Origin of the sequence: Mucilaginibacter lappiensis (assembly GCF_050433765.1) — a bacterium.
In the GTDB taxonomy this organism is placed as follows: Bacteria; Bacteroidota; Bacteroidia; order Sphingobacteriales; family Sphingobacteriaceae; genus Mucilaginibacter; species Mucilaginibacter lappiensis_A.
This window is the reverse complement of sequence record NZ_JBNPWP010000001.1, coordinates 730,437-745,959: the sequence shown is the minus strand read 5'-3', so window position 1 is coordinate 745,959 and position 15,523 is coordinate 730,437. Positions and strand designations below refer to the sequence as shown.

General features: G+C 40.3%; 9 protein-coding genes. 8 read left to right on the top strand and 1 reads right to left on the bottom strand.

Annotation, left to right across the window (positions count from 1 at the left end):
- Positions 1 to 31 precede the first annotated feature (31 nt).
- The 6 genes from ppk1 to M2273_RS03185 are packed head-to-tail and all read left to right on the top strand — an operon-like array spanning position 32 to position 12,212.
- Complete coding sequence (ppk1, locus tag M2273_RS03210) at positions 32 to 2,077, top strand: polyphosphate kinase 1 (RefSeq protein ID WP_429392915.1); 2,046 nt, start codon at positions 32 to 34, stop codon at positions 2,075 to 2,077.
- Positions 2,064 to 2,954 (top strand): SdiA-regulated domain-containing protein, encoded by an 891-nt coding sequence (locus M2273_RS03205; protein ID WP_429392913.1) that lies wholly within the window; start codon positions 2,064 to 2,066, stop codon positions 2,952 to 2,954. The genes ppk1 and M2273_RS03205 overlap by 14 nt, the downstream gene beginning before the upstream one ends.
- Entirely contained in the window at positions 2,955 to 3,587 is a 633-nt protein-coding gene (locus tag M2273_RS03200) for a phosphatase PAP2 family protein (RefSeq protein WP_429392911.1), read from the top strand.
- A complete protein-coding gene (locus M2273_RS03195) occupies positions 3,580 to 7,191 on the top strand; it encodes a BamA/TamA family outer membrane protein (protein WP_429392908.1) in 3,612 nt (1,203 codons plus the stop codon). The genes M2273_RS03200 and M2273_RS03195 overlap by 8 nt, the downstream gene beginning before the upstream one ends.
- 25 nt (positions 7,192 to 7,216) lie before the next feature.
- Positions 7,217 to 9,571: a GAF domain-containing protein gene (locus M2273_RS03190; RefSeq protein WP_429392906.1), complete on the top strand. Its 2,355-nt coding sequence runs from the start codon at positions 7,217 to 7,219 to the stop codon at positions 9,569 to 9,571.
- Between the two features lie 52 nt (positions 9,572 to 9,623).
- Positions 9,624 to 12,212: a BamA/TamA family outer membrane protein gene (locus tag M2273_RS03185; RefSeq protein ID WP_429392904.1), complete on the top strand. Its 2,589-nt coding sequence runs from the start codon at positions 9,624 to 9,626 to the stop codon at positions 12,210 to 12,212.
- A gap of 143 nt (positions 12,213 to 12,355) precedes the next feature.
- Here the strand turns inward: M2273_RS03185 and M2273_RS03180 are convergent, their stop codons facing one another.
- Positions 12,356 to 13,519: a putative sensor domain DACNV-containing protein gene (locus M2273_RS03180; RefSeq protein WP_429392902.1), complete on the bottom strand. Its 1,164-nt coding sequence runs from the start codon at positions 13,517 to 13,519 to the stop codon at positions 12,356 to 12,358.
- 188 nt (positions 13,520 to 13,707) lie between these two features.
- Between M2273_RS03180 and M2273_RS03175 the strand changes: the two genes are divergently transcribed.
- Positions 13,708 to 14,292: a Crp/Fnr family transcriptional regulator gene (locus M2273_RS03175; RefSeq protein ID WP_429392899.1), complete on the top strand. Its 585-nt coding sequence runs from the start codon at positions 13,708 to 13,710 to the stop codon at positions 14,290 to 14,292.
- A 47-nt stretch (positions 14,293 to 14,339) separates the two neighbouring features.
- A complete protein-coding gene (locus M2273_RS03170) occupies positions 14,340 to 15,515 on the top strand; it encodes an MFS transporter (protein WP_429392896.1) in 1,176 nt (391 codons plus the stop codon).
- The last annotated feature ends 8 nt before the right edge of the window (positions 15,516 to 15,523 follow it).

Below are 15,523 nucleotides of genomic sequence, written 5' to 3'. Positions count from 1 at the left end.
TTATTATAATTCTAAATAAAATTTCTGCTGTATGGATAATTACTCATTTTTTGACAGGGATCTGAGCTGGCTGCTATTTAATGAACGTATTTTGATGGAAGCCGAAAAGGAGGATATACCTGTAATGGAAAGGGTGAATTTTCTTTCTATATATTCTTCTAACCTTGACGAATTTTACCGGGTAAGGATGCCTGTTATACTTGCATTGCACAAGCTGTCAAAACATGCCCAGGATGATAAGGAAGATGTTTTGCTGGAAGCCCAGCAGCTCATAGAGGGTCAACAGCAAAGGTTTGGGCAAATATTTACAGGCCGGCTTATTCCACTGTTAAAAGAAAACAAGGTTAAGCTGCTATTTAATGAACCACTCCCGGCAGCAATACAGAATAAAGTAACCGATTTTTTTTTTAGTCAGGTCATGGCTTTTTTGCAACCAATTGACCTGTCTGAAACAGGTAAGAAATTCTTTCCTGAAAACAATAAGTTATACTTTTTAGTAAACCTGGGTTTAAAACAGGCAAAGGAAAGAACAATATTGCTCAATATTCCGTCAAATCAGTTGCCCCGTTTTTATAGTGTGAATGTTGATGACGAGCAATACATTATATTCCTGGATGATATTATCAGGTATAACCTCAATAAGTTGTTTAAAGACGAAGAAATAAATGGTTGCTATAGTTTTAAAATCACACGTGATGCCGAACTTGACCTGAAGGATGAATATCGCGGTGATTTGTCTGAACAGATTGAAAAACAATTGCTAAAACGGGATATGGGTATAGCTACCCGGTTTTTGCACCAACCTGGCATACCTTTACGAACCCTGCATTTAATTACCGAAAAACTGGGTTTACAAGGCTCAAGTGTGGTAGAAGGGGGGATGTATCATAACCTTAAAGACTTGATGGGCCTGCCTGTTAGTTTACCTGGTGTGCGCTACAACAAATGGCAACCCATAACCAACAGCAGGCTAACCGAACAAGGTTCATTATTTGATTACATTGCAAAGCGGGATTGTATTTTTCATGCGCCTTACCAATCATATAACAGCATATTACGTTTCTTTAATGAGGCTGCTACCGATGTAAATGTACAGGAAGTATTTGTAACCCTTTACCGTGTTGCCAGCGACTCACGCATTGTAAATGCCCTAATCAGCGCTGCCAGCAATGGAAAAAAGGTAAGAGTAATGGTTGAACTTAAGGCCAGGTTTGATGAGGCTAACAACATTAAATGGGCCAAAAAGATGAAAGAGGCTGGTGTAGAGATCATTTATAGTGATAAAGCCTTAAAAGTACATGCCAAAATTGCATTGGTTAAAAGACTGGTTAATGGTCGCGTAATCTATTCAGGATTGCTGGCTACGGGTAATTTTAATGAAAGTACCGCGGCTTTTTATACCGATCATATTTTAATGACCGCCAATCCGTTAATACTGCGCGAAATGGAACTGCTGTTTATTTTCCTGGCCAAAAAAGCAAAAACATCTGATGGGTACCCCATTGATTTTAAACATTTGCTGGTTGCCCAGTTTAATTTACAACAGCGTTTTTTAGAACTGATTGACCGTGAAATTAAAAACGCTAAACAGGGATTGCCGGCGGCAATTACCATTAAACTGAACAATCTGGAAGAACGGATATTAATATCCAAGTTGTACGAAGCATCACAAGCCGGAGTTAAAATATCGCTCATAGTGCGTAGTATATGCTGTATTATACCGGGGGTAAAGGGCATGAGCGAAAACATTACCGTGCGTCGCATTGTTGACCGTTACCTGGAGCATGGCAGGATATTTATTTTTAACAACAACAATACTCCCGAAGTTTTTCTCGGTTCAGCAGATTGGATGAACCGCAATATTTATAGACGTATTGAAGTATGCTTTCCGGTTTATGATCAGGAGATCAGGAGAGAGATCACCGATATTATCGATCTGCAATTAAAAGATAATGTGCAGGCTGTAAATTTAAATGACCAGCTGCAAAATGTTGAAATTGAAAGGCATGAGCCTTTGATACAGTCACAACGGGCTATATATGAACTTTTACAGCAAAATATATATGACAGGGTTTAAAATTGATAAAGCTATGCGTAAAGCCATTACATTAATAACTGTATTGCTTGTTTCTGCCGGTATACTTTTAAATATATCCTGTAAAAACAAGCCCGAAGTAAGTAGCAATCTTAAGGGATACGACCTCAGTAAACCTACTAAGTATAATATGCACATCAATTTAACCGAGATATCAGGCATTGATTTTCGTCATGGTAAAAACGATTCCTTATACGCTGAGGAAGACGAGGATGGCAAAATATACTATTTAAAATTGGGTGATAAGAAAGTAAGTGAAAGCCGATTTGCCAAATCAGGCGATTATGAAGACATAGCCATTTGCAACAACTATGTGATCATGCTGCGCAGTGATGGTTCATTGTTTACTTTTCCATTTAACCAGGTGCGAAATAAGGTAATCCCTAACGTACAAAAGCTAAAGGATGTTTTGCCGGCAGGGGAGTATGAAGGCATGTATGCCGATGAAAAATCAAACCGCTTATATGTATTATGCAAACATTGCAACGATGATAAAAATAAGATTAGCAGTGGTTATATTTTGCAGTTACAGGCGGATGGCACAGTTAAACCGGCCGGAGGTTTCAGTATAAACGTAAAAGCTATTGAGCAGCTGAGTGGTAAAAAGCGTGGCGTCTTCCGTCCATCCGCTTTAGCTAAAAACTTAAATACCAATGAGTGGTATATCCTTTCGTCGGTTAATAAAATGCTGATAGTTGCTGATGCCAATTGGAATGTTAAAAATGTGTACGCCTTAAACCCGGCACAGTTTCACCAACCCGAGGGTATAGCTTTTGACAACCAGTTTAACCTTTATATATCAAATGAGGGTGATTTAGTTAGCCCCGGTAATGTGTTGAAATTCAATTCTATAAAATAGATGATAAAAGGCAAAAAGTTTTTTTTAGTATATTTTGTTGTTTTTGTCTTTACTGGTTATACCCATTGCTTTGCTCAGAATCTTGATGTTGATATTTTAAAGAGTATTAACCCAAGACACCCAACTTCGCTTTACTGGCGCAATACCAGTAACTCCGCTTACTATGCTATTGGCGCGGCTTCCTTCGGTACATTAATTTACGGTTTGGCAAGTAACGATGAAATAGCAAAACGTAATGCCACAGAAACCTTTATCTCTGTAGGCGCGAATGTACTGGTTACTCATCTGATCAAATTAAGCGTTAACCGTACACGCCCTGCCGATAAATATCCAAACGAAATATTCGTTAATTCAATGACGCATAACCAATCTTTCCCATCGGGGCATACCAGTTTGGCTTTTGCTACTGCCACAACGTTATCCATACAATACAAAAAATGGTACGTTACGGTGCCCGCCTATGTATGGGCCTCATCGGTAGGTTACTCCAGGATGTACCTGGGCAAACATTATCCAAGTGATGTACTGGCCGGGGCCGCGGTAGGCATTGGTACAGCCTGGGCAGGACACTGGTTCAATAAAAACCTTTTCCAACAACGTTATAAGAATAAAAATACCTTAATCCATGATTAAAAAATTACCCCTGTTGTTTATTTTATTATTAGGTCGATTTGCGGGCCAGGCACAGGATTCAGTGCGTTACCGTGTTATACTCATCGGCGATGCCGGTGAAATGGATATGCAGCAAAATGCCGTTTTAAAACATGCTGCTAATAACATTATTAAAAATAAAACTACGGTGATGTACCTGGGCGATAATATATATCCGCATGGTATGGGCCTGCCAGGTAGTCCTGAAGAGGAGGAAACAAAAAAGATCCTGCAATCACAATACCTGCCCATGCGGGCCAAGGGGGCACCTGTTTATTTTGTCCCGGGTAATCATGATTGGGATAAAATGGGTCCGCAAGGGCTGGCAAAGATAAAACGGCAGTGGCAATACCTCTATGAACAACAGGATAGTTTGCTTAAAATGGTACCCGCAAACGGTTGTGCTGATCCTGTGGAGATAAACCTAACCGAGAACCTGACCGTTATTGCCTTTGACAGCGAATGGTGGTTATTCCCCTTCAATAAAGATAATCCCGGTGTAGAATGTGAATGCAAGACCAAAGATGATATAATTGATAAAATACAGGAAATATATGACAGGAACCGGAATAAGGTGATCCTGCTGGCATCGCACCATCCATTTCAAAGTTATGGTACGCATGGCGGTTATTTTTCCCTTAAAGACCACCTATTTCCGTTAACAGCGGTAAACCATAATTTGTATGTTCCACTACCTGTAATTGGTTCCTTATACCCATTTCTGCGGTCGACATTTAACAATCCTGAAGATCTTGGACATCCCTTATATAAGGATATGATAAAAAGGATCGATGGCGTTTTTGCCGGGTTTCCCAATATGATCCATGTGGCCGGTCATGAGCATGGGCTGCAGTTTATAAAAGACAAGCAGATACAGATAGTAAGTGGTGCCGGGGCTAAAAATACGTATGCTATAAAAGGTAAAAATTCCTTATTTGCCGATGCAACACAAGGCTACGTCATAGCCGATATATTAAGCGATAATAGTATGCGCTTTACCTATTATATTGATGATGAAGCAGGTGTAAAACAAGCATTTACCTTTACCCAGCCATATACTCCGGTACAAAACCTGATTGATGCGGCTACTAAGCCCATTACAGCTGATAGTGTGACAGTTAAAGTACATCCTTCATATAATGACGTAAGCGGTTTTCACCGGCTTTTATTTGGCGAAAATTATCGTAAGGAATGGGCAGCTGATACCAAATTACCCGTAATTAAAATATCTGAGATATATGGGGGCTTAACACCTGTAAGGATAGGAGGTGGGTTCCAGACACATTCGCTGCGCCTGGTTGATAAGAATGGTAAAGAATGGGTAATACGTAGTGTGGAGAAAAGTCCGGAGAAAATATTACCCGAGGAGTTCCAGGAAACTTTTGCAAAGGATTGGGTAAATGATGCCATGAGCGCGCAACATCCTTTTTCGGCCCTTATTGTTCCGCCGTTGGCCGATGCCGCCCATGTACCTCATGCTAATCCTATGATCGGTATAATATCGCCAGACGAAAAGCTGGGCAAATACAACAAGATTTTTGACAATAAAGTAGTTTTACTGGAAGAAAGGGAACCTGGGGGCAAATCGGCCAATACCACAAAAATGATCGAGGACCTGCTGAAGGATAATGATAATAATGTGGACAGCCATGAGTTTTTGCGCGCCCGTTTACTTGATCTGTTAATAGGCGACTGGGACAGACATAGCGATCAATGGCGATGGAAAAATGAAAAAAGCAAATCAGACAAAAGCGATTTTTATACAGCTGTACCCCGTGATCGTGATCAGGTTATGTATACTAACCAAGGTATACTGCCAACCATAGCTGCTCAACCCTGGCTGGCACCAAACCTGCAGGGCTTTAACGGCGAGATATATGATGTAAGGTACTCTTTATGGAAAACCATGTTCATGGGCAGGTTTCCGGCCATGCAGTACAACTATGATGAATGGATGAAAATTGTAAATGATTTTGTAGCTGCCGAAACCGATGAGGTTTTAGAGGCTGGTTTAAAACGTTTGCCCCAGTCATCATACAAATTAAGGCATGATGTATTACTCAGGCAGTTAAAGGAGCGGAGGGCTAATATCCCGGCAGCCATGTCATATTACTATAAGTTTGTAAACGAGATTGTTGACATACATACTACCAATAAAGACGAATTGGTAAACATTAAAGATATACCGGGCCAAGGTCTTAACGTTACGATCAACAAGATCAGCAAGAACGGGAATGTTAAGGATACGCTGATGAATACCAATTACAGTCCCGGTATTACCAAAGAAATAAGGCTGTACATTGCAGGTGGTGATGACAAGGTTGTTTTAAATAATGCTACGTCGCCCATTAAGTTAAGGTTCATTGATAGCACAGGAAACAAAAGCTACGATATTGTTAAATCAAGAAACACGGTACAGCTATATGACAGGGGTAAGAAGTTAAGTATTACTGGCGACAGCTCATCTGTAAACAAACATATTTCTGCCGATAGCGCCAATACCGCTTATTTAAGGGTTAATTTGCTAAGCAATACCATGCCGCTGGCCAATATCGAAATAAACCCTGATGAAGGCGTTTTGCTTGGTGTCGGATTTAAGTATACCCACCAAAAAGGGTTTCGCAAACTGCCTTATAACGATGTGCAAACGGTATTTTTGAGTCATTCATTTTCGACCAAAGCATTTAAACTAAAATATGCGGGCGAGTGGATACAGGCTGTTGGCAATGCCAATTTCCTCATGCAATTTCAGGTGAATGCGCCTGGCAACCTTAATTTTTTTGGCAGAGGGAACGAAACCGTTTTTGATAAAACCGGCGACTACAAAACTTTTTACCGCGCCAGGTTCAATACCGTTCAGTTTGATCCGGCATTAAGCTGGAATAATAAAAGCGGTACCATAATAACTGTAGGTCCGTCATTTCAATACTATAGTTTTGACGATAAGGATAATACAGGCCGATTAATTACAAATCCATTACTTACAAATGCTGATGATAGTTATACCTTTGACAAACGAAAAGTATTTGCAGGGATTGTTGTAAACTTTACCAGAGATAAACGTAATAATAAGATACTCCCGGCATGGGGAAGCTACGTAAATGTTAAACTACAGGGTTATACCGGTTTAAATACATATTCAACAACTTTTACACAGCTTATCCCACAAGCGGCATTGTATAAAAGTTTAAATACCAAAGGTACCATAGTATTGGCCGAAAGAATTGGCGGTGGTATCACTGTTGGTAAAACAGCCTTTTATCAATCTTTATTTTTAGGCGGGCAGGATAACTTATTAGGTTACAGGTTATACCGGTTTGCCGGGCAGTACAGTTTGTACAACAACCTCGAGCTGCGTATAAAGCTGGCAGATTTTGCCAGTTACATTGTTCCGGGGCAAATAGGTATCTTAGGCTTTTATGATGTTGGCCGGGTTTGGAAAAAAGGTGAACATTCTGATAAATGGCATAACGGCACTGGTGGTGGTATTTATGTAGCACCAGCGAGGCTCGCTGTAATAAAAGTAGTAGCAGGTCACTCTGAAGAAGGATGGTACCCATATCTTTCAACAGCTTTCAGATTTTAGTTTTGGGTAATTTTTTATAACAACAATGCACACTGAGGTTTTAAATATTAGCAAGGACGACTGTTTTTTATGCCAGGTACAAACGTGCCTGTCATTTAATCCGTTTGTGGAGCATTTGAAAGAACGGATACAAACAGAAAAGACACTTAAAAGTGAATTTTACAAGTATGTATTAGACAAATTTGAACAGGATACCTGCATAGATCTGGATATGCATCCCGAAAATGCTGAAAAGTATAGGGAGATGCTTGAACTGATCTATAGTATACTTACGCCTCCTATTTTAAACGAAAAAGAGTTTTATTGGGCGTTGAGTACACCCGTACCCGAAAAAATATTTTTTAGTACCGATGCCTTTTTTGATTTTCATTCCAGCCACCATTCTGGTTTACATTCGGTAAATATTAGCCAGGGCGAATTATTTAGCCAGCGGCAAAAACGGTTTATTTACAATTTAATATTGGATCGGCTTTATGGCTTTTCAACCGTGTTGAAAAATGAATTGCTGTATGCCTATGTTGATCCTGAAACAAGCCTTTCGCGATATTATAACATTCAAACCAATACCCAGTTCATCAATATAAAATTAATAGGCGATTTGCCGGCGCTTACTTTTGAAACAATTGAGCCCTATATTAATGATTATGAAGGAATCGAAAAATTAGAGGACATATTGCCGCTTACAAATTTCAGGTTTGAAGGTTTTTCGGTTATCACTTTAACTGATGTAACACTTCCGCATGCTATTGAGAGCATCAGGAATGAATTGGTTAACCATGCCAATACAGAAACTGATCAGTATAACCTCATTATAGATTCACTTAAAACCCTGTCCGAAAATCCGGCTATTGAATTTGGGTTACTACCATTTTTAACGGTTAATAATAAACTAATATTTGACACCAATGAGTGCTCACAGAGTGTATTGATCACATCGGCAAAGGAATTTAGCCTGGCCGAGGAGACATTTTACTCCATAACTGATGATTATAAGAAGAATCCGAGACCCGTATTTTTCAGATCGATTACAGAAGAAAAGGTATTAAAACACCCGTTCCTCAATGTTTTAAAGCAATCAGGCATAAAATCATACGGCATTTTCCCTGTTTATTACAATAAAAAAATGGCAGGGATAATGGAGGTTTACTCTTATGAAGAGATAGTTTTTTATGAAAAACTATTATCAAAACTGCAGGTAGCTATTCCGTTGATAGCGCAATTATTGCAAAATAGTATTGATCAGTTTGCTTCGCGTATTGAAAGAGTTATTAAAAATAAATTTACCTCACTGCAGCCATCGGTTCAATGGAAATTTAATGAGGTAGCGTGGAGCTATCTTAAAAAAGGCACCAGAAATAAAAAGAACCAGGAAATTGAAACTGTGGTTTTTGATGACGTTTATCCGTTGTTTGGCGCAGTTGATATCAGAAATTCGACCATTGAACGTAATAGCGCCTTACAAGAAGATCTGAAAGCCCTGCTTACCATCATAATGGAAACATTGGCTGTATTAAAAGGGCATATACACTTAACCCTTACCGACAAGCTAATATACAAATGTGAAGAATGGCTTGAAAAGGTAAGCGGATTTATAACCACCAATGATGAATTGATGCTTGATACTTTTCTGCATGATGAAGTTAACCCCTTTCTTAATCATTTCAGGCAAAACTATCCGGATGAGAAAGTGATCATTGACAGGTATTTTGATGCATTAAACGAAGAGACAGGTTCGGCGTTCGGCAACCGCCGCAACCTCGAAACCTCCATGCAACTTATTAATACCTCCATTAATCATTATCTTGAACAGGCACAGGAAGAAGTGCAGGAGTCGTTCCCATGCTATTTTGAAAAATTCCGTACCGATGGGGTGGAATATGATATTTATATTGGGCAATCCATAGCCCCCGACCGGGTATTTGATCTTCTGTATTTAAAAAACATCCGTTTGTGGCAGCTAAAATCAATGGCCGAAATTGCAAGGCTTACCTATGGGTTAACTGACCAGCTTTCAAGGCCGCTGCAAACAACACAGCTTATATTTATACATTCAAATTCTATCGATATAAGTTTCAGAAATGATGAAAGACGGTTTGATGTGGAAGGTGCTTACAATATCAGGTATGAGGTTGTAAAAAAACGCATTGATAAGGTTTTGATAGCCGGAACTATTGAACGTTTAACACAACCCGGCAAAATAGCCATGGTTTACTTTAACCAAACAGAAGCCGCAGAATATCAGGAATATATTAAGTACCTGCAGGAGGAAAATGTATTAGCCGATGATCTTGAATATCTTGAATTGGAAGAACTACAGGGTGTTACAGGTTTAAAAGCGTTAAGAGTGGGAGTTAATTACGAAATAGCTTTAGAAAAATAAAACTATTTTGTAATATGCATATATACTGCTATCGCGAAACAAGAACCTTTGTATGGTACCCCGTAAAAACCTGTTTAAATATTTATTCCTGTTTTTAACGGGCTTTTTACTATTAAACTCTTTACGATCACAAGCGCAAATATCGGGCGATAGCATAAAACTGGCTATTGAACCAGATTACAATAAAGTAAGCAAAACCCACCGTTTTTTTCTTGGCGAAAACTATCGTAAACTTTGGTCGGCTCCGGTTAAGCTAAGGATATTTCATATATCTAAAGAAAAGGGTGGTTTGAAAATTTTACAGAGGGGCGGGGGGAAACAAACCAAATCATTGCGCCTGCAGGATCCAACCGGGCAGCAATGGGTTTTAAGAACCATTCAAAAATATCCTGAAAAGGGGTTACCGGTAGATCTTAGGCCTACTGTAGCCAAAGATATATTGCAGGATCAGGTATCAGCCGCTCATCCATTTTCGGCATTAACGGTACCGCCACTGGCCCTGGTATTGGGTATACCTCATTCTAACCCCGAAATTGTTTATGTACCTGACGACCCGGCGCTGGGTGAGTACCAACAAGATTTTGCCAATCAGGTTTTTTTATTCGAAGAGCGGGAACCGCTGGATGCCGAAAAAACAGATAATACAGAAAAGGTACAACGTAAACTACAGGATGATAACGATAACCGGGTTGACGAAAAGATAGTTTTAAGGGCGCGCCTGCTGGATATGCTTTTAGGCGATTGGGACAGACACGAGGATCAGTGGCGGTGGGAGAAGATAGATGGTAAGCATGAAACAATTTATGAACCCGTTCCCCGCGACCGTGACCAGGTATATTACAAAACATCGGGTTTATTTCCGTGGATAGTATCTCACCAGTGGTTAAAATCAAAGTTTCAGGGCTATAGCAATCAAATAAGGGACATTAACGGCTGGAATTTTAACGCCCGGTATTTTGACCGTTATTTTTTAAACCAATTAAGTGAGGATGATTGGAAAGAACAGATAGCTTATGTTCAGGGTAAACTGACTGATGATGTTATCAATAAAGCGATAAAACGTATGCCCGATACCATTTATCAACTTTCAGGTAAAGAGATCGCAAATAAAATGATAGCCCGCAGAAATGTGCTTGCCCAGCAAGCTTTAGAATATTACCGGTTTATATCCAGGGAGGTAGAGATACCTGCAAGTGATAAAACGGATAAGTTTAGCGTCAATAATGAAACTGGTGGCAACTTAACAGTAACGGTTAACAAAATTAAGAAGGATGGCAGCATTGATAAAGTAACCTACCAACGCACATTTAAACCTGATGTAACAAAAGAAGTTAGGCTATACGGTTTTGCGGGCGAGGATGTTTTTTCGGTGACCGGTACCGAGCCTTCACCAATAAAAGTACGCATGGTTAGCGGTGATGGGGTGGATAGTTTTTATGTAGATAATAACCTGCATAATAAACGTAATTTATATGTGTATGATCGTTCTGATCAGCAAAATAAGTTGCCGCTGCCATCGCAGGTAAAAAATAAAACATCAACAGACACCGCTGTAAATCAATATGACAAAACCAGTTATAAATTCGACAGGTTTGAACCCATCATACTGGCAAATTATAGCAATGATATTGGCATATTACTTATTGGAGGGTTCTCTTATGAAAAACATGGGTTTAGAAAAGAACCCTATGCTTTCAGGGAAGAGTTTTTAACCAATTATTCCCTTGAACGGAAATCATTGTTGTTCACCTATGTTGCTGAGTGGAAAAAACTGATCGGTAATAATGATCTGGGTATTAATATATTGTCGAGGGGGCCTAATAACCTCAGTAATTTCTTTGGAATAGGGAATAATACTGTTTTTGAGAACCAGGGAGACCATAAAATGCCTTATTACCGTAATCGCTATGATTATGTTACCGGCGATGTTTCTTTGCATCATACTTATGGCAACCTCCGATTAAGCGCGGGCATAGCTGGCCAATTTTACAACAGCAAGGCATCAAATAATACCAAGCGCTTTTTAAATGGCTATGATCAATTAAACCCCGATGAAAGTGTTTTTGGTACGAAGCTTTATGCGGGACTAACTGCTAATGCCCAGTTAGATACACGTAACAAAAGGATCATACCCACCCAGGGAGTTCTCTGGAATACAACTATCAGCGGCTTTAGCGGAGGTGGTGGAGGCAGCCATAATACCTATGGACAGATCTTGTCTGAGTTTAGCTTTTATTTAAACCCCGACAGGGATTCTGTTTTGGTGATCGCCAACCGTACAGGTTTAGGAACTACAGTTGGTGATGCCGCTTACTTCCAACTCATGAAACTGGGGGGCGCGCAAAACTTCAGGGGTTTTCATACCAACAGGTTCACCGGTAAAACCATCGCTTACAATAACCTCGAATTGCGTTTAAAAATACTTGATTTTAGTTCGTACCTGCTTCCGGGGTCAGTGGGATTGATTGGCTTTAATGACATAGGCCGTGTTTGGGTACCCGGTGAATCGTCAGATCAATGGCACGACGGTTATGGTGGTGGCATCTACCTGATACCAGCGCAGCTTGTCTTGATTGAAGGTGTGGTTGGTTTCTCCAAAGAGGGTGCCTTGCCTTATATATCTGTTGGTTTCAGGTTTTAAAAGAATAACGCGTCATTGCGAGGAACGAAGGCAGCAAAGGGCCTGTCATCCTGAGCTTGTCGAAGGATCGCGCGGAGAGGCTTGCCCACCATGCTTCGACAGGCTCAGCATGACAGCTTTATTTTGAATCTATATATGTGAGGTCACAATAACAAAATATCTATCTGATGCGCATGAACCATGTTTACAATCGGAGACCATGCAAATACCGTAAACCGGCCATCCTGCGAAGCTACCAGTGCAATGGCATCCTGTTGATCAAACACAAATTGAGCGGCTGCCAGGTGCCGTGTGCCACCGTTTTGAGCCGGGTGTATTACTTTGGTTGAACAGCCAACCACAGGCTCAGTAACAATGATCTCTTCAACTCGTGCGCTTTTTGATGAGCGGCCTATTTTGGCTCCAAAAGCCAACAGCTCGTGCTTATCATTTATTACCGTTGCACCATCAATAGATGTTAAACCGCCAATGGTATCTACGGCCCTGCGCAGTTTTTCCTGCCACGAGGTATGGTATTTTTCAATCCCCTCATGTATCATCAGATCAGTAAGACCTGAAAATGCCGGGGATACAGGATAGGAGATAGGTGTAATGATAGATTCCATCCACTCTTCATTACCTGTGGGCACAACCAGTAATATGCCCCCGCGTTTGTGGGCCTGCATGGAGGCCGCCAATTGTACCAGTACGTTTACAGGGTCGTTCCAGGATGAGGGCAGGGTAAAATCAAGCATAGAGGTAAGTATTGTAGGGCAGTCTGAAAGGGTTGAACCCTGCTCATCCACTACTTTTATATCATCACCTTTTAAAATGGCAATGTTCACAAATTTGCCAAATCCATCAACCCGGCGATGTTTTACAACCAGCAGGCCTGGTTCAATTACCTCTAATACAAAACAATAGGCCGGTATTGCCAGGGTGGTTCCCCATACATAAAGTTCGCCATCCTCAATCCACACGCCCAGATGTATCCCCGGTTGCTGAACAGCAGAAGCAAATTTTGTTAAAATGTTTGGTGCAAGCGATATTTTATGACCAAACAGCAATGGTTGTCCGGCACTTTCAGGAGGCAGAAAAGCAAGTGTAAATTTTGGTGAATATCCCTCTTCACGGCGCAAACTGGCCCAAAAGGCGATGTCAATTATCGTTTCAATTATATTAATATCGGGTGTAGGGGCAGCAAGATCGGCCTCATCTCCGGCAGCATTTACTTGCGAGTGAAAATACTTAAAATGCCGCTCTATTGATGGAGCCACAACCCGGGCAGCTTTATAAGTAGGTTCAGATGTTGTGCTGCTGGTTTTCATTTTTTAATGAGTAGGTTTTAAGCGTAAATTGCTTTGTTTATTTAATTTATGTTCTCAAAAATAATGCTTATTAACTATGGGCACAAACAAATGGCTCAAAATTGCAATTGCCGGATAATTCTGTTTTGATAAAATTATATCTTTATTTTTGATTGACTGCATTACCGCTAATGCTGAAATTAACTACAATGTACAATATACTTTTACAATATATTATTGATTATTCATCGTTGCCAGTATCTGACGAGGACTTTAAGCGGATACAGGATGCCTTTAAACCTAAAAAACTGCGAAAAAGACAATACCTTTTACAGGAGGGAGATGTATGCAAATATCTTTCATTTATTACAAAAGGCGCGTTGCGTCAATATTCGGTAGATCATAAAGGCATTGAACACATCGTAAGATTTGGTATTGAACGATGGTGGGTGGCCGACTATGAGAGTTTTACCACACAGCAACCAGGTACCTATAATATTGATGCGTTGGAAGATTCTGAATTATTACAAATTACCAGCGCGCACCTGGAAGAACTTAAAAGAACAGTTCCGGCTGTTGATGCTACCATGAAAAAGATAGATCAACGCAGCTATATCTCACATCAAAAAAGGATTCGCTCGGCCATTAGCCAAACTGCCGAAGATCGTTATAATGAACTGATGAATAATTATCCAGAATTGGTTCAGCGTTTTCCTCAAAATATGATCGCTTCTTATCTGGGTATTTCCCCAGAAACTTTAAGCCGTATCCGTAAACAGATTGTTTCAAAGTAGGGTTTTACACTTATAAATTATCCATACTTTTGCACTTTAAAATAAGTATGGATCAGGTAACGGCTCCCGGGAAATTAAAATTACGAATTGCCTGCGGAGTATTCTTTTTTATTTCGGGTTTTGGATACTCATCCTGGGCCTCACGTATCCCATCAATACAACAGCAATTACATTTAAATGAGGGGCAGTTAGGAGCGGTATTATTTGCCTTGCCAATAGGCTTAATGCTCACTATCCCTTTAACCGCTAAAATGCTTAAGCATTTTAGCAGCAGGAGCATAATGCTTGTGGGAGCTATTGCTTTTAATCTTTTATTGTGTGTACCCGGTTTTACAGCATATATGTGGCAACTGGTTGTACTACTCTTTTTCTTCGGATCGGCCCGTAATATATTTAATCTGTCTGTAAATGCGCAAGCGGTAGGTGTGCAGTCGTTTTACGACAAATCTATCATGGTTACCTTTCACGGCATCTGGAGTATGGCTGGCTTTGCGGGTGCCGCGGTAGGTTATTTAATGGTATCATATAATGTTGCTCCATCTTATCATTTATTGTTTGTGGGGATAGGCATGATCATTATAACAGTCATCTTTTATCCATATGCTTATCATGAAAAGCCAGTTGTTCAGGCTAACAGATCTGTTTTTTCGTTACCTGATAAACACCTGCTAAAATTTTCTTTGATCTGTTTTGCTTCTATGGCCTGCGAAAATACCATGTACGACTGGAGCGGGATTTATTTTCAAAAGGTGCTGCATGCTTCAAAGCCGGCCGCAACAGCGGCCTTTGTGGTTTACATGGTAGCCATGACCATTGGGCGGTTTACAGGCGATAAATTGGTTGCATCGGCAGGGATAAAGAAAGTGTTGAGTTTTAGCGGTATTTTGATCCTGACAGGCCTGTTGTTTTCGGTAACATTGCCCTATACCTATACCGTTTATTTAGGGTATGCTATGGTGGGTTTGGGCGTATCATGTGTAGTGCCCTTAGTTTTCAGCATGGCCGGTAAATCGCAAAGTATGAATACCGGGCAGGCGCTGGCTGCAATATCTACAGTAGGTTATCTCGGGTTTTTAATAATACCACCGGCTGTTGGTTTTATAGCTCAGGCGGCTGGCCTGCGTTGGGCGTTTGGTATTGTTGCGGGTTTTGGGGCACTTATTATTTTAATGGTATCTAAAATTTCGGAAGCAAAACCAGAAGTTTTGCCGCAAAACTTATAATTATTCTA

What these genes read in the sequence shown, in the direction of transcription:
- ppk1 (WP_429392915.1), top strand. Translation starts at nt 32, where the DNA reads ATGGATAATTACTCATTTTTTGACAGGGATCTGAGCTGGCTGCTATTT.
- M2273_RS03205 (WP_429392913.1), top strand. Translation starts at nt 2,064, where the DNA reads ATGACAGGGTTTAAAATTGATAAAGCTATGCGTAAAGCCATTACATTA.
- M2273_RS03200 (WP_429392911.1), top strand. Translation starts at nt 2,955, where the DNA reads ATGATAAAAGGCAAAAAGTTTTTTTTAGTATATTTTGTTGTTTTTGTC.
- M2273_RS03195 (WP_429392908.1), top strand. Translation starts at nt 3,580, where the DNA reads ATGATTAAAAAATTACCCCTGTTGTTTATTTTATTATTAGGTCGATTT.
- M2273_RS03190 (WP_429392906.1), top strand. Translation starts at nt 7,217, where the DNA reads ATGCACACTGAGGTTTTAAATATTAGCAAGGACGACTGTTTTTTATGC.
- M2273_RS03185 (WP_429392904.1), top strand. Translation starts at nt 9,624, where the DNA reads ATGGTACCCCGTAAAAACCTGTTTAAATATTTATTCCTGTTTTTAACG.
- M2273_RS03180 (WP_429392902.1), bottom strand. Translation starts at nt 13,519, where the DNA reads ATGAAAACCAGCAGCACAACATCTGAACCTACTTATAAAGCTGCCCGG.
- M2273_RS03175 (WP_429392899.1), top strand. Translation starts at nt 13,708, where the DNA reads ATGTACAATATACTTTTACAATATATTATTGATTATTCATCGTTGCCA.
- M2273_RS03170 (WP_429392896.1), top strand. Translation starts at nt 14,340, where the DNA reads ATGGATCAGGTAACGGCTCCCGGGAAATTAAAATTACGAATTGCCTGC.